The sequence below is a fragment of the Paenibacillus stellifer genome (assembly GCF_000758685.1).
In the GTDB taxonomy this organism is placed as follows: Bacteria; Bacillota; Bacilli; order Paenibacillales; family Paenibacillaceae; genus Paenibacillus_AQ; species Paenibacillus_AQ stellifer.
Genome location: NZ_CP009286.1, coordinates 4,277,683 through 4,290,830 on the forward strand (window position 1 = coordinate 4,277,683; position 13,148 = coordinate 4,290,830).

The window sequence follows — 13,148 nt, forward strand, 5'->3', positions numbered from 1 at the left end:
CAGCCCAGCTTCGTTCTTACTCCGGAACAACCGGTGCCTCTTCCGTTCCTTTATCCTTCAGCTATGGGGTTCTGCTTAGAGCCCTAAGCATCAAGGAATAACGGGAGGATTATGTATTGTGAACACTAAATTACCGGGTATTGCCGTGCTGCTTGCCGCGGTTCTGTGGGGAACTACGGGTACGGCACAGAGACTTGCCCCATCCGGCGCTTCGCCGCTTGCCTTCGGGGCCATGCGGCTGGCTGTTGCGGCGCTCTTCCTGCTTATAGTAGGGATGCTACGCGGACAACTGAAGTTCAAGGGCCTTCCGGCAGCCGGACTACTAGCCGCCTCGCTCGGCATGGCCCTTTATCAGCCGCTGTTCTTCAGCGGCATACGGATGACAGGCATTGCAGTCGGAACCTCCGTCACGCTGGGGAGTGCACCAGTGATCACCGGATGCCTCGAATGGGCCATCACCGGCAAGAAGCCCAAGGCAGCTTGGTGGCTGGCTACCCTATGCGCCGTGACCGGCTCTGTTCTGCTGCTGAGCTCGGAGAAGGGCGGGGCGAACGCGGCCGGACTCCTGATGGCCGTAGGAGCCGGAGGGTCCTTTGCCGTCTACACGCTCGCCAGCAAGCGGCTGCTGGAATCGCACTCCTCCGATACAGTCTCGGCAGCGGTGTTCGGCTTAAGCGCGCTGTGGCTGTCGCCGCTGCTGTTCTTCTTCGACTTAAGCTGGCTGGGCACCTGGAATGGCGCCGCAGCCAGCCTGCATATCGGCATTGCGGCGACCGGAATCGCCTACCTGCTCTATACATACGGCCTGGCTCGTCTTCCGGCAGCCTCCGCCGTTACGCTCTCGCTCGGCGAACCGCTGACCGCCTCTCTGTTAGGCGTTCTTCTCTTCGGTGAGCAGCTGGGAATCGCCGGTATCGGGGGTGCCGCCCTGCTGCTCGGGGGGCTTGCTATCCTTGCCTTTCCGGCAGCCGGGCGCCGCAGCCGCATGACGGCGGTGCCCGATAAATAAATAAATAAATACGGCCCTCGGCCTTCGCGCAGGTAGACTTGCGCAAAGGCCGAGGGCCGTATACATGTTGGAGCTTATGATCAGTGCATTGAAGGGCTCGTCTCAGCCGAGCCCAAAAAATTTCTTCAGCTTCGTGAAGGTTCCGGGCTTGCGGTCAAGCTGCATGAGCGGCACCGAATCGCCCAATATGCGGCGGGCGATATTGCGATAAGCGATAGCGGCCCCCGAGTCCGGGTTCATTACGGTCGGCTCTCCCATATTGGCAGCCTTGATGACGAGTTCGTCATCCGGAACGATGCCGAGCAGATCGATATTCAGCACCTGTAGAATATCCTCCACATCCAGCATATCCCCGGCCTTCACCAGGCCAGACCGGATCCGGTTGACGACCAGTCTCGGCGACTCCACCTCCGACTGTTCCAGAAGCCCGATGACACGGTCGGCGTCACGGACCGCCGCGTTCTCCGGCGTTGTCACCACGATTGCCTTGTCCGCTCCGGCAATGGCGTTGCGGAAGCCGTGCTCGATCCCGGCCGGGCAGTCGATCAGAATATATTCGTACTCCTTCTTCAGCTCCAGCACAATGTCCCGGACCTGCTCGGGCGAGACCGCTGTCTTGTCCTTGGTCTGGGCAGCCGGCAGCATATAGAGCTCGTCAAACCGCTTGTCCTTGACCAGCGCCTGGTTCAAACGGCAGCGGCCCTCGGCGACGTCCACGAGATCATAAATAATGCGGTTCTCCAGCCCCATCACCACATCCAGGTTCCGCAGCCCGATATCGGTATCGACGAGACATACTTTCTTTCCCTGCAGCGCCAGCGCGGTTCCAATATTAGCTGTTGTGGTCGTCTTGCCCACACCGCCTTTGCCGGAGGTTACTACGATCGCTTCTCCCATGAGGCTACACCCCTTTAAACACATTTAAATCCTGACGCAGCTTGATAAGATTATGAATCTTGTCGATCTGCATCACGCCGTCCGATAAAAAAGCGAAATCCATGCTGCTCTCCCGGGTCTCCCACTCATCCGGAGGCCGGCTGATAACTTCGGCAATACGCAGCTGCGTCGGAGCCATCAGAGAAGCCGCGATTACTGCCGCTTCATTGCCCTCCATGCCTGCATGGGCCATGCCCCGGAGCGCGCCGAGAATAAAAATATCGCCGGTGCAGGTTATCGTTCCTCCGGGATTCACATCGCCTAGAAACAGCAGGTCTCCCTTGTGATGCAGCACCTGGCCGGAGCGGATTATCCCGCTAAGCGTCGTAAGCGATCCGGCAGGTTCTTCCTGAGGTGCTTCCATCGCTTCAACCGACCGGATCAGCAGATTGCCTTGGCCCCGCAAAATGTCGAGGACGGCTTCCTTCTCTTCCTCGGTTACCTGCCTGCTGCCCAACTTGATGTCCACATGCACAATCGGACCTGTGAGAATATTTTGATGGCTATGCTCCACCTTGTAGCGGAGCTCGCCGAGCAGTTCTTCAAAGGGACATTTGTCGTCTAATAGGAAGACCAGGCCGTCCTTGATGCCTTTGATCCGCACATGCTTGGATTTAACTGTCATATGACCCTCCCCCCATCCTCATTCATTCGCGCCGATGCCCTCTAGTTCCTGCTTACGGCGGAGAAAATGCGGCGGCTTCAGTCCTTCTCTTCCTTGCGCACCGGTCTGGACAGCTTCTCCAGCTGCCGGCGAACAGGGATGTAGAGAGCCAGCCCGAGGGCGAAATGAATAAGCATGGTAGGAAGCATATAATGCATCAGAGCCCAATTGTAGGGATCTTGGATCAGTTTGAATGTATGGTAAATGCCGTACAATATGCTGTCGTTCAGCCAGCTGCCGAGCATAATAATCGTCATCATCAGCGGAAGCGGGGCCCGGGGCAGCTGGAAGATCAGCCCGATCAAATAGGCCGAGACGCCCATGGCAAGCGAATGGGCTCCGAGAATTCTTCCGTAGAAGACCACATCATGCAACATGCCGAAGCAGATGCCCAGCACCAGGGCCGTATGCCGGTGATGATAGACGGTTACGAATAACAGAATGATAAGGACCACATTCGGAACGATCCGCGTTGCCCAGCTGTCCGGAATCAGCCAGGGCAGCACCGTTCCTTCGATTACGAATACTAGAAACAACAGCACTAGCAGAACTGATTTGCGCCCGCTCACTGCCCTTCCTCCTCAGGCGTGTAAACGACGAGCAGCTGCTTCCAGTCTTCAAATTCGGCCGCCGGACTAATAATCGCCGTCCGGGTCAACCCGTATTCCCCTACACTTACGCTATCCACGGTGCCAATGGTAAGGCCCCGGGGATACAATCCACCAATACCGGATGAAATGATCGTATCGCCCTTGGCAATCGGATCGTTCGTCGCGATCCGGGTCATAATCAGCTTTCCGGTCTGCTGATTATAGCTCTCGACCATGCCGAAGGTCTGGTTAATCTTGTTCATTGCCGTGGCCGCGATCGGCGGCTGTGAGTTCGGATCACTGCTGTCCATCATCGTCAGCAGCTTCACTGTAGAAGTGAATTTACTAACCTGGCTAATGATGCCGACCATCCCTTTTTCCGAAATGACCGACATGTTCGCCTTAACTCCGTCCCTGGAGCCCAGATCAATGACAAGCGTGCTGTTGCCGGGCTCCGTTGTCAGGCTTACGACCTGTGCATAATGATATTCGTAGTTGTATTTATTGGTCTGTGCCTGTGTGAAATGCAACAGTCTCTCATAACGCTCGTTGTCTGCCTTAATCTGGTTATACTCTGCCTTCTCCCGCGTATACTGAGCAGCGATTATCTTCAGCTGCTCGTTCTCCTCGGCCAATTTCTTCAGGTTGCCGATATCTTCAAACAAGCCCGCTATGAATCCAGCGGGCTTGTAGAACACATTCTGCACAAAACCGGTCGTATCCCTGACGAAATTCTCCGGCCAGGAGAGCGATTTTCGGGTTCCGAGGGAGAAGCCCATGACCACAATGAACAGCACCAGCGTAATTAACAGTATGAACAGCCGTTTGTTGCTTAACAGCTTAAACAGTTTCAACACCCTCTAACAACCGTTTTCTCTCCCGCTAAAGAAGTCTCCGTTCGTCCTCCGTCAATTCAATTACCGCTTGGAGCGAGATCCGCTGCCCCGGGTCTTGAACAGATGGATATTCTCCAAGGCTTTGCCTGTGCCAACCGCCACGCAGTCCAGCGGGTTCTCCGCCACGATGACAGGCATGCCGGTCTCGCGGGCCAGAAGCTTATCCAGGTTGCGCAGCAGCGCGCCGCCGCCCGTCAGCACGATGCCGCGGTCCATAATGTCAGCCGCAAGCTCCGGCGGGCATTTCTCAAGCGTTACCTTGACCGCTTCGATAATGGCGTTCACCGTGTCGTTCAGCGCTTCGGAAATCTCGTCCGAGGTAATGGTCAGCGTCTTGGGAAGACCGGTTACGAGGTCGCGGCCGCGAATTTCCATCGTCTCCGCCTTCTCCAGCGGCAGCGCGGAGCCGATGTCCATCTTGAGCTGCTCAGCCGTACGTTCCCCAACCATCAGGTTGTACTGGCGCTTGACGTACTGGATGATCGACTCGTCCATTTCATCGCCGGCCACGCGCACCGAACGGCTTGTTACAATGCCCCCGAGCGAAATGACAGCGACCTCCGTCGTGCCCCCGCCGATGTCGACGACCATGCTGCCCGTCGGTTCCCATACCGGCAGATCGGCGCCGATCGCTGCGGCGAACGGTTCCTCGATGATGTAAGCTTCGCGCGCGCCCGCCTGCTTCGTTGCATCCTCAACGGCGCGCTGCTCTACCGCCGTGATGCCGGATGGCACGCATACCATCACATTCGGATGGCGCTGGAACATGGAGCGCTGCTTCTGCGCCTGGCGGATGAAGTATTTGATCATCGTTGCAGTTGTGTCAAAATCGGCGATAACGCCATCCTTCATCGGACGGATCGCGCGGATGTTGCCCGGCGTGCGGCCGATCATTTTTTTGGCGGATTCGCCTACGGCTTCTATAGACTTCGTATCGGTACGGATTGCCACTACGGAAGGTTCCCGAACCACAATTCCTTTTCCGCGGACATATACCAGTGTATTCGCTGTTCCCAGGTCAATTCCCAAATCTTTTGTAAAACCACCCAACATGCTGTAAACTCCCTTTCCTGTCAAAGTGCTTCATTCATTTTTAAGTGCATCGTTCATTTTAAAGAATGCTACATCAAGCCTTTTTCCTTCATACTTACAAATTCACTGTCTCCGATAATGAGATGATCCAGCACGTCGATGCCGACGATTTCGCCTGCTTCGAGCAGTCTCCGGGTCAGGGAAATATCCTCCGGACTCGGCGTCGGATCACCGCTTGGATGATTATGCGCACATATAATGGAAGCGCTGCTGCATTTAATGGCCGCCCGAAACACCTCTCTGGGATGGACAATCGAAGCGTTCAGGCTTCCCATCGACAGCGTCTCCTGCGCGATCACATGATTTTTGGTGTTCAGAAAGAGACAGACGAAATGCTCTTTCTGCAAATAGCGAAGCTGCTCGGTGAGGATGGCGGCCGCGTCATGCGGACTGCGGATGATGACCGCCCGGTCCATCCGGCTGATCGCCATTCTCCTTCCAAGCTCAATGCCGGCTTTCAGCTGCACGGCCTTGGCGGGACCGATGCCTTTCATTTGCGTCAGTTCTTCAATGCTAAGGTCGTACAGGCCGCGGATGCCGCCCGCCTCTCCCAATATGCGCTGCGCCATATGAATCGCCGATTCCCGGCGGGTTCCCGTTCGCAGCAGAATAGCCAGCAGCTCGGCCTGGCTCAGTGATTCCGCCCCATAATGCATCATGCGTTCTCTCGGTCGTTCTTCATGGGGAAGGTCTCGCAGCATAAACGTTGACGATTCCATCCCGTACTCTTCCTTTCAGCCTTTATGTATCCAGACGGCTGCATGAGAATCAAATTGTGAAAAAAACTCTTGCCCGGCCGTGATTAGGCCGAAATTCCTCAGGTGTCGCCATTTTCCTACACACCCTCAATTATTATACGGGGAAAGCCAGTGCAATACAAATAGAAATGAAGCCCGGAATGGATTACCAATCGGTGAACCAGGAGCCGCTGGCGATATCTGATTACAAAAGAAGACCTCCTCCAGCCTTGCGGCCTTCAGAAGTCTTCTTGGCATACTCTATTAGTTGCGGCTTGTCAAAAAGGGCTTATGCCGAACCGGGACAGCATCTCGTACAGCAGGTTCAACGGCAAGCCCATTACGCTGTAAAAATCGCCTTCCATCTCTTCGATAAACACCGATCCGATGCCTTGAATGCCGTAGGAGCCAGCCTTGTCCATCGGCTCCCCCGTAGCGATATAGCTAGTGATCTCGGCGCTCGTCATCGGGCGGAATGTGACCCTGCTCTCCGTATAGCCCGCAATTGCTAGCGGCCCATTACCCCCGGCCCCCGGAATCACCGCATACTGGCCCAATCTCCCGAATGGAAGCGGTGTGATAGTGCCGCCATTCCCATTTCCCAATCCTGGGGGAACAGCTTCCTCCGTATCCGCCAGATCTACCGGAGCTTGAGGAGCCGTCTTCCATACATCCTCGGGAAGCGCTCCGATCCGTTCTCCCGCCTGCCCTGCACGCACACAGGCCAATCCGGTAAAGACGGAATGCGACCTTCCCTGAAGGGAGGCCAGCATATCTCTCGCCTCCGAGTCGTCCCGGGGCTTGCCGAGCACACGCCCATCCAGCACGACGATCGTATCGCTGCCGACCACGACAGCAGGCTTGCTCCCGGCCTGCGGAAGCACAGCTTCCGCCTTGCGCAGCGCAAGCGTGCTCACGATATAATCGGGCGTCCAGCCGGGCTGAAAGCTCTCGTCCGCGTCGCTTGGAATCACCTTCAGCGGAAGCCCGAGCAGGGACAGCAGCTCCCGGCGTCTCGGCGAACCGGAAGCTAGAATAATCGGGGTTATCCCGCCGTTCATTTCGGTCACAGCCTTCCAACATCCTTTCCCGGTATCCGGCGGCCGGTCTATTTTCTGCGGTACAGCCACACGGCCACGATAATGCCGGCGAGACTTAGTATGCAGAGTTTCAATTGAATGGTTACGTCATACATCAGGATATCCAGATCGGCCTGCGGCGACCATTTGATCAAGGTGGACTTCGTCAAAAAAGACAAGCTCTTGACCGGCTCCAGCAGCTTGGCGACCCACGCTCCTGCCAGCCAGCCCAAAATGATATAGAGCACAAGAATTCCTGCATTTTTCCTCTTCATCGACCGTCTTCCCTCACCCATTGTGACATCCACCCTATTATAAAGTCAAAACGGAGAGGAGCACAACGCAAAATCCGGCGAGGCTCGGATGCGCCCCGCCGGATGTTTCAGTTGATGTAAGCCATTCAGCCAAGCTGCCTGATCAGCTGGCCAACCGGCTGTGTGATTCAATTAAGTCCACAGGCCCTGCAATGTGATTAGCGGATCTCCATCACCGCCAGCAGCTTCTGTTGTCCGCTCAGCATGTCCAGCATGGAAGACTGAATCTCCCAGAGCAGGCCGTCCGCCATGCTCTTCTGATATTCGTTCATGGCGGAGATGCCGCGGCTTACAGCCGCCTCCATCTCCTTCGCCGCCGCCTGCCCTTCCGCAGGAAGCCCCGCTTCCAGCGCCTTGATATCCTGGCTCCACTGCATATGGAGATCGCTGATGCCCGCGGCATCAGCGGCGGCCCCTCCGCCAAGCAGCGAGGCGGAGAGCGAGCTCAGCCCGCCCAGCAACCGGCCGCTGTCGTCGAAATACCGGGAGACCGCGTCCGCGTCTCCCCCAAACGAGAGGCGGCTCTCGGCGGGCAGCGTGAGCTCCTTCAGATAAGGCTCGATTCCCTGAGCCTTCAGCAAGGCCGCGAGCTGCTCCGCCTGCCCGCGGTCGGCGGACAAGCCGGCGTAGACACGGTTGTCGCCGGCGGCAAAGATGCCGGCGGCAAGCCCGGCATCCGCCAGCTCCTTCTTCGCCTGCTCCGCGCCCTGCGGCGTGCTGAACACGCCGTACTGGAGCAGGTAGTAGGTTTGGGCCGGCACCTGGACGGAGACGGCGGAGGCCGCCGCCCCTCCGGCTGCGCTCTGCTCGATGCCGGCTTGCGGCGAAGCCGGATCGGCGGTGTTCCCCGTATGGCCGCCGCCCAAATAATGCAGCGCTGCGTAGCCCAGCATTAGTCCGATGGCAAGCGCGCCCGCCACCGACACCGGAAACCGCCACCAGGACGACGGTCTTTGGGAGGTATAGTAGCCCCCGCCGTCATCCTCGCCGGCGCTCCACAGCGGATAATCATCCTCTCCCGGCGAATGCGCCGGAGTGCCGGGTTCATCTCCCCGATACAGCTGGGAGCCATAATCGAAATCGGCATAGCTTCCGCCCGCGCCGGAATTCGGGGCGGACTCCGCCGCGTCTTCACTCCGGCGGGGCTGCAGATAAGCATCACCGAATGAAGGGGGGCGGTTCCCGGCAGACGGGAATCGGCTCTCTTCGCTCTCCCGCCAATCGGCTTCGTCATGAATCGGCTCAGGAAACTCCGGATAAGAGCCGGTAGGCTTCCGCTCTTTCTTCCGCTGGTTATAAGCGTGCTCGAGTTCCTCCAGCCGGTACTCCCTGGCTGTTCTTCCCGGATTCTGCGGGGCGCGTCCATCCTGCCGCGTTCTCCCTCCGGCCGCCAGCCGCGCCTGCTCCAGGCTGTAGAGCTCGCCCCGGGGTTCCCGCTTGTTCTCCTCCGGGACTTCCGCATCCGTCTCCTTCGTCCCGGATTCAGGCTGATGATCGTCACTCCGGATCTTTCCATTATCGAACCGGAACGTCATTCTTCCGCTGTTCAATCCGTCCACCTCACCTTGTCCAGTCTATAAGACAAGATATGACGGAGTCTGGACGGGTATGCTCTTTTTAAGAAATATAAGAGTTCAAAAGCTGAGGCTTATCCTTGGATTATGCTTTTTTGGGAAGGGGCCCCTATGTGGCGGCGCTGCCCCGCTCCACCCGGTTGCGTCCTCCATGCTTGGCCCGGTACAGCGCCGCATCGCCGAGCTTGTACAGCAGATCAAGCCTGGTCTGCCGCTGAGGGACGATCGTAATGACCCCGATGCTGACCGTATACTGAATCGAATGGCCTTCCATCCCTTCCATCCGCGAATCCATAATCGCCTGGCGGATTCTCTCGGCGGCCTCTTCACTTGCGGCTTCATCCGCCCCCTGCAGCAGCACCGCGAACTCCTCGCCGCCAAAGCGCCCGAGCAGATCGCGCGGACCGAGACAGTTCCCGACGGAGACGGCGAAGCCGCGCAGGACCCCGTCGCCGACCAAATGGCCGTAGCTGTCGTTCAGACGCTTGAAGTGGTCGATGTCGAGCAGAAGAAAGGATACCGGCTCCTTGCGGACGGCGGCGATTCGCACCACTTCCTCGGCCTGTTGGCTGAAGGCCCGGCGGTTGAGCACACCGGTCAGCTCGTCATAGGCGGCCATTCTCTGCAGCCGTTCATAGGCCTTCTCGCGAAGCAGGAGAACAAATCCTGCCGTGCCAATGATCATGAACAGAAACATCCCCAAGTAATACAAATGCTGAACGATTCCGCCCGAGAAGACATTCATGGCCTTATCACTGAACAGCGGAGCCAGCCCTCTAACCAGAATAGCGGATGCGATGACGCCGTACGCCAGTCCCATCAAAGACAGCATTGATGAGTTCTTTCGGGAGAACAGCAGGCGAAGCGCCGCCCAGAAGAGAGCGAATGAAGTAGTGAGCGATGCCGCAACGATCCGCAAATCTTCGGAACCATGTCCGAAATAGACAAGCCCATAGGCCAGAGCCCCCGCAGAGGCGATTATAATCAGATATCGGCGTGACCTGACGTCGAACACTTCCGCAAGGATCAGCAGCGCGATGATCTCCAGACTGCCGCCGGCCAGAAACAGCGCATTGGCGAGCAGGACAAGCACGGGCGAAGACCAGACCTCGCGCATAAGCACCAGCAGCCAGCAGGCAGACTGCAGCCACTTGGATAGAGCGAAGCGTGACAAGGCTTTGTGAACCGGGACACGGAAGCGATAGGTCGCGACAAGCAGTGCTGTTGCGACATTCCCGATCACAAGCGTGAGCAGGATCGTTCCGATGTCCAGATGAAAATCCATCGTATACACCACCAATCATTCTGTCTGTCCAAGATGTACGTCGCGAGACGTTCTGGTACCTATCTATATACAATACTATCGGAACACAGGGTTTAAAGTCTTGTTTTTCCTGACGAATCGTTTATAAAAAAACGCATTCTCCTTCAGCATGGAATGCCTCCGGAGAATGCGTAAGCTTGGGCTCGCAGCCAATCAGTTCGAGCCTTCCCGCCCTTTCAAGTAATCGGCGAGCGCATAACCGACCTTGTAAATGTCGCCCGCTCCCATGGTGATGACGAGATCACCCGGGGCCACGCGGCCCTTCAGATCGGCGAGCACTTCATCCTTGGCAGCCAGGTAACGGGCAGAAGGATTGCTGTTCTGGACGATCAGATCCACCAGCTTGGCGGAAGTCACACCCTCGATCTGCTTCTCGCCGGCAGGCGAGTAAATATCGGTGATGATCACTTCGTCCGCTTCGCCGAAAGCCCGGCTGAACGCGTCGAGGAGAAAGAAGGTGCGGGTATAGCGCTGAGGCTGGAAGACCGCGATGATCCGCTTGCCCGTCGCTTTGGCCGCGCTGATCGTGGCCTGAATTTCAGTCGGATGATGCGCATAATCGTCGATGACCAGAATGCCGTCCGTCTCGCCCAGCACCTGGAACCGTCTTTTGGCACCATTAAACTTAACGATCGCCGCAGCGATATCCTCAAATGCCAGCCCGGCTTTCAGACAGGCGATTACCGTAGCCATTGCGTTATAGACATTATGCTGACCGGGCACGGACAGCTCGATCCGGCCAAGCTCCTCGTCCTTATGATTCATCGTAAAAGACACCTGGCGGTCGCCCAGCACGATATCGGAGGCGGTGTAGTCCGCCGTCTTGGAACGGATTCCGAAGGTCGTCACCGATGTGGCCACCTTCGGAAGCAGAGAAATCACCGTCTCATCATCCGCGCATACAATGTTGGTGCCGTCTTCCCGAAGCTGGCTCATGAACTGCGCATAAGCGCTCTTCAGCCGCTCGAAATCACCGCCGTAATTCTCCAGATGATCGGCTTCGATATTCGTCACGATCGCGAGCCACGGGTGGTACTGCAGGAAGGAACCGTCGCTCTCGTCAGCCTCGGCCACGACAAATTCGCCTTGTCCGGCCTTGGCATTCGTGCCTACGTTCATGATTTCCCCGCCAATAATATAAGTAGGGTCGGCTCCGCAATCCTCCATGACCAGCGCAATCATCGAGGACGTGGTCGTCTTGCCGTGCGCGCCGGCGACCGCAACGCCCTTGCGCTGATTCAGCAGGCGGGCCAGCATTTGGGAACGGTGCAGGACCGGAATATTAAGCCGCTCCGCCTCAACGCGCTCCACATTATCCTTGGGTAGAGCCGTGGAATAGACAACCAGATCGGCTCCCTTCACCTGCTCCGCTGTATGTCCGATATATACTTTCGCGCCTTTGGCGATAAGCTTCTCCGTCAATTCCTGAGCGGCCACATCAGAGCCTGTTACGTTATACCCCATCTCCAGCATAACGCGGGCAATCGCGCTCATCCCATAACCGCCAATTCCTATAAAATGAACTCGTTCCGTCGTATCCAACCGTTAGTCACCAGCCTTTTTCAGAATCGGGTTGCTGCAAAAGCGCGCTTCGCACATCGGCGATCAGGTAAAGCGTACCGGAGACGACCGCCAAATCCTCATCGTCTGTAATCGACTTCAGACGCTGCAGCGCTTGATCCCAATCATGCTCCACCAATATCTCCAAATGCTCCTTGGCGTAGTTCTCCCGCAGACTCTCCGCGATTGACTGAAGGTGTTCAGCGTCCATTTTCTTCCGGAAATCCGGCTCGGTCAGGATGAGCGTATCCACTATAGGAAGTATATGCTTGAAGTACGACTCGTGATGCTTGTTTGACAGCATACCCATCAGTAAATTTAATTTTCGATACTTGTAAAATTTCGGCAGGCTCGCCGCCAGCACCTGCGCCCCTTCGGGGTTGTGCGCACCGTCCAGCACGATCCGGGGAGAGCCCGGAATCTCTTCCAGTCTTCCCGCCCAGAACGTCTTGCGGAAGCCCGCCTTGAGGTCCTCATCCTCCAGGATGAACGCCATATACTGGCGCAGCACTTCAAGGGCCATCATGGCTCCCGCTGCATTAGCGATCTGATGCTCGCCCTTCATCGCGATGGACAGGTCGATAGAACGAAAAGGGCCATCAAAAATGAAGGACTGCAGCCCGTCCTCCTGAACGCCTTCGCTGCGGCAGGCAAACTGCTCGCCCGCCAGATACAGCGTGGACTTGCAGGAAGCGGCCTTCTCCTTCAGAACGGCGACCGCCTCCGGCTGCGATACGCAGCTGACGGCAGGAACGCCGGGCTTGATGATGCCCGCTTTTTCAAAAGCGATCTGTTCCAGGGTATCCCCCAGAACATCGGTATGATCATAGCCCACGTTGGTTATGATTGAGACAATCGGGGTAACGATGTTCGTTACATCCATCCTTCCCCCGAGCCCTGTCTCCCATACGACGACATCGGGATAGCAGACCTCCGCATAATAGAGGATTGCCAGCGCCGTGGACACCTCGAACATGGTGGGCGAACCCAGCTCCGTTGCGGCGATTTCCTCCACCAGTGGATAAAGACGGTTCGCGAGCCTGGTCAGCGTCTCTTCGGGAATGTCCTCGCCGTTATACTGAAACCGGTTCGTGAATTTCGTAATGTACGGCGAGGTGAAGGTTCCGACGGAGTAACCGCATTGTCTCAGCACAGATGTCAAAAACGCACAGGTCGAGCCTTTGCCGTTCGTTCCCGCGACATGAATGAATTTCAGCCTGCGGTGAGGATGGCCGAGGTATTCCATCAGCTTCTCAATCCGGTCCAGGCCGGGCCGGACACCAAACGGGATCAAGCCGTTGATCCAGTTCACTGCTTCCGTGTATGTGTGCAAGGGGGCCGCAGCAGAGGCCCCGCTAATCTCTTCCATAATC

The 13,148-nt window shown here is 57.1% G+C and carries 13 protein-coding genes; 1 reads left to right on the forward strand and 12 read right to left on the reverse strand.

Going from position 1 to position 13,148, the window contains the following annotated elements:
- The first annotated feature begins 118 nt into the window (after positions 1-118).
- Positions 119-1,009 (forward strand): DMT family transporter, encoded by an 891-nt coding sequence (locus PSTEL_RS19730; protein WP_038697979.1) that lies wholly within the window; start codon positions 119-121, stop codon positions 1,007-1,009.
- 102 nt (positions 1,010-1,111) lie between these two features.
- On the opposite strand, the gene minD is transcribed toward PSTEL_RS19730, so the two are convergent.
- The 12 genes from minD to PSTEL_RS19790 form a co-directional block, all read right to left on the reverse strand.
- Positions 1,112-1,906 carry a septum site-determining protein MinD gene (gene minD, locus PSTEL_RS19735; protein WP_038697981.1) on the reverse strand — a complete coding sequence of 265 codons (795 nt, stop codon included), beginning with the start codon at positions 1,904-1,906 and terminating at the stop codon, positions 1,112-1,114.
- Between the two features lie 4 nt (positions 1,907-1,910).
- Positions 1,911-2,570: a septum site-determining protein MinC gene (gene minC / locus PSTEL_RS19740; protein ID WP_038697983.1), complete on the reverse strand. Its 660-nt coding sequence runs from the start codon at positions 2,568-2,570 to the stop codon at positions 1,911-1,913.
- A gap of 77 nt (positions 2,571-2,647) precedes the next feature.
- On the reverse strand, positions 2,648-3,178 hold the full coding sequence (gene mreD, locus PSTEL_RS19745) for a rod shape-determining protein MreD (RefSeq protein ID WP_038697985.1): 531 nt from the start codon (positions 3,176-3,178) through the stop codon (positions 2,648-2,650).
- A complete protein-coding gene (gene mreC, locus PSTEL_RS19750) occupies positions 3,175-4,056 on the reverse strand; it encodes a rod shape-determining protein MreC (protein WP_038697987.1) in 882 nt (293 codons plus the stop codon). The genes mreD and mreC overlap by 4 nt, the downstream gene beginning before the upstream one ends.
- Positions 4,057-4,116: 60 nt before the next feature.
- Entirely contained in the window at positions 4,117-5,148 is a 1,032-nt protein-coding gene (locus tag PSTEL_RS19755) for a rod shape-determining protein (protein ID WP_038697989.1), read from the reverse strand.
- Positions 5,149-5,216: 68 nt separating this feature from the next.
- The gene (radC, locus tag PSTEL_RS19760) at positions 5,217-5,906 is read right to left on the reverse strand and encodes a RadC family protein (RefSeq protein ID WP_038697998.1); all 690 of its coding nucleotides are present in this window, start codon (positions 5,904-5,906) and stop codon (positions 5,217-5,219) included.
- 296 nt (positions 5,907-6,202) lie between these two features.
- Positions 6,203-6,985 carry a Maf family protein gene (locus PSTEL_RS19765; RefSeq protein WP_038701320.1) on the reverse strand — a complete coding sequence of 261 codons (783 nt, stop codon included), beginning with the start codon at positions 6,983-6,985 and terminating at the stop codon, positions 6,203-6,205.
- Positions 6,986-7,032: 47 nt separating this feature from the next.
- Complete coding sequence (locus PSTEL_RS19770) at positions 7,033-7,278, reverse strand: DUF4321 domain-containing protein (RefSeq protein WP_038698000.1); 246 nt, start codon at positions 7,276-7,278, stop codon at positions 7,033-7,035.
- Positions 7,279-7,475: 197 nt separating this feature from the next.
- Entirely contained in the window at positions 7,476-8,867 is a 1,392-nt protein-coding gene (locus tag PSTEL_RS26445; protein ID WP_052098707.1) for an SPOR domain-containing protein, read from the reverse strand.
- A 133-nt stretch (positions 8,868-9,000) separates the two neighbouring features.
- A complete protein-coding gene (locus PSTEL_RS19780) occupies positions 9,001-10,176 on the reverse strand; it encodes a GGDEF domain-containing protein (protein ID WP_038698002.1) in 1,176 nt (391 codons plus the stop codon).
- A gap of 192 nt (positions 10,177-10,368) precedes the next feature.
- Positions 10,369-11,709: a UDP-N-acetylmuramate--L-alanine ligase gene (gene murC / locus PSTEL_RS19785; protein WP_425415240.1), complete on the reverse strand. Its 1,341-nt coding sequence runs from the start codon at positions 11,707-11,709 to the stop codon at positions 10,369-10,371.
- Positions 11,710-11,764: 55 nt separating this feature from the next.
- Positions 11,765-13,144 (reverse strand): bifunctional folylpolyglutamate synthase/dihydrofolate synthase, encoded by a 1,380-nt coding sequence (locus tag PSTEL_RS19790; RefSeq protein WP_038698006.1) that lies wholly within the window; start codon positions 13,142-13,144, stop codon positions 11,765-11,767.
- Between the last annotated feature and the right edge of the window lie 4 nt (positions 13,145-13,148).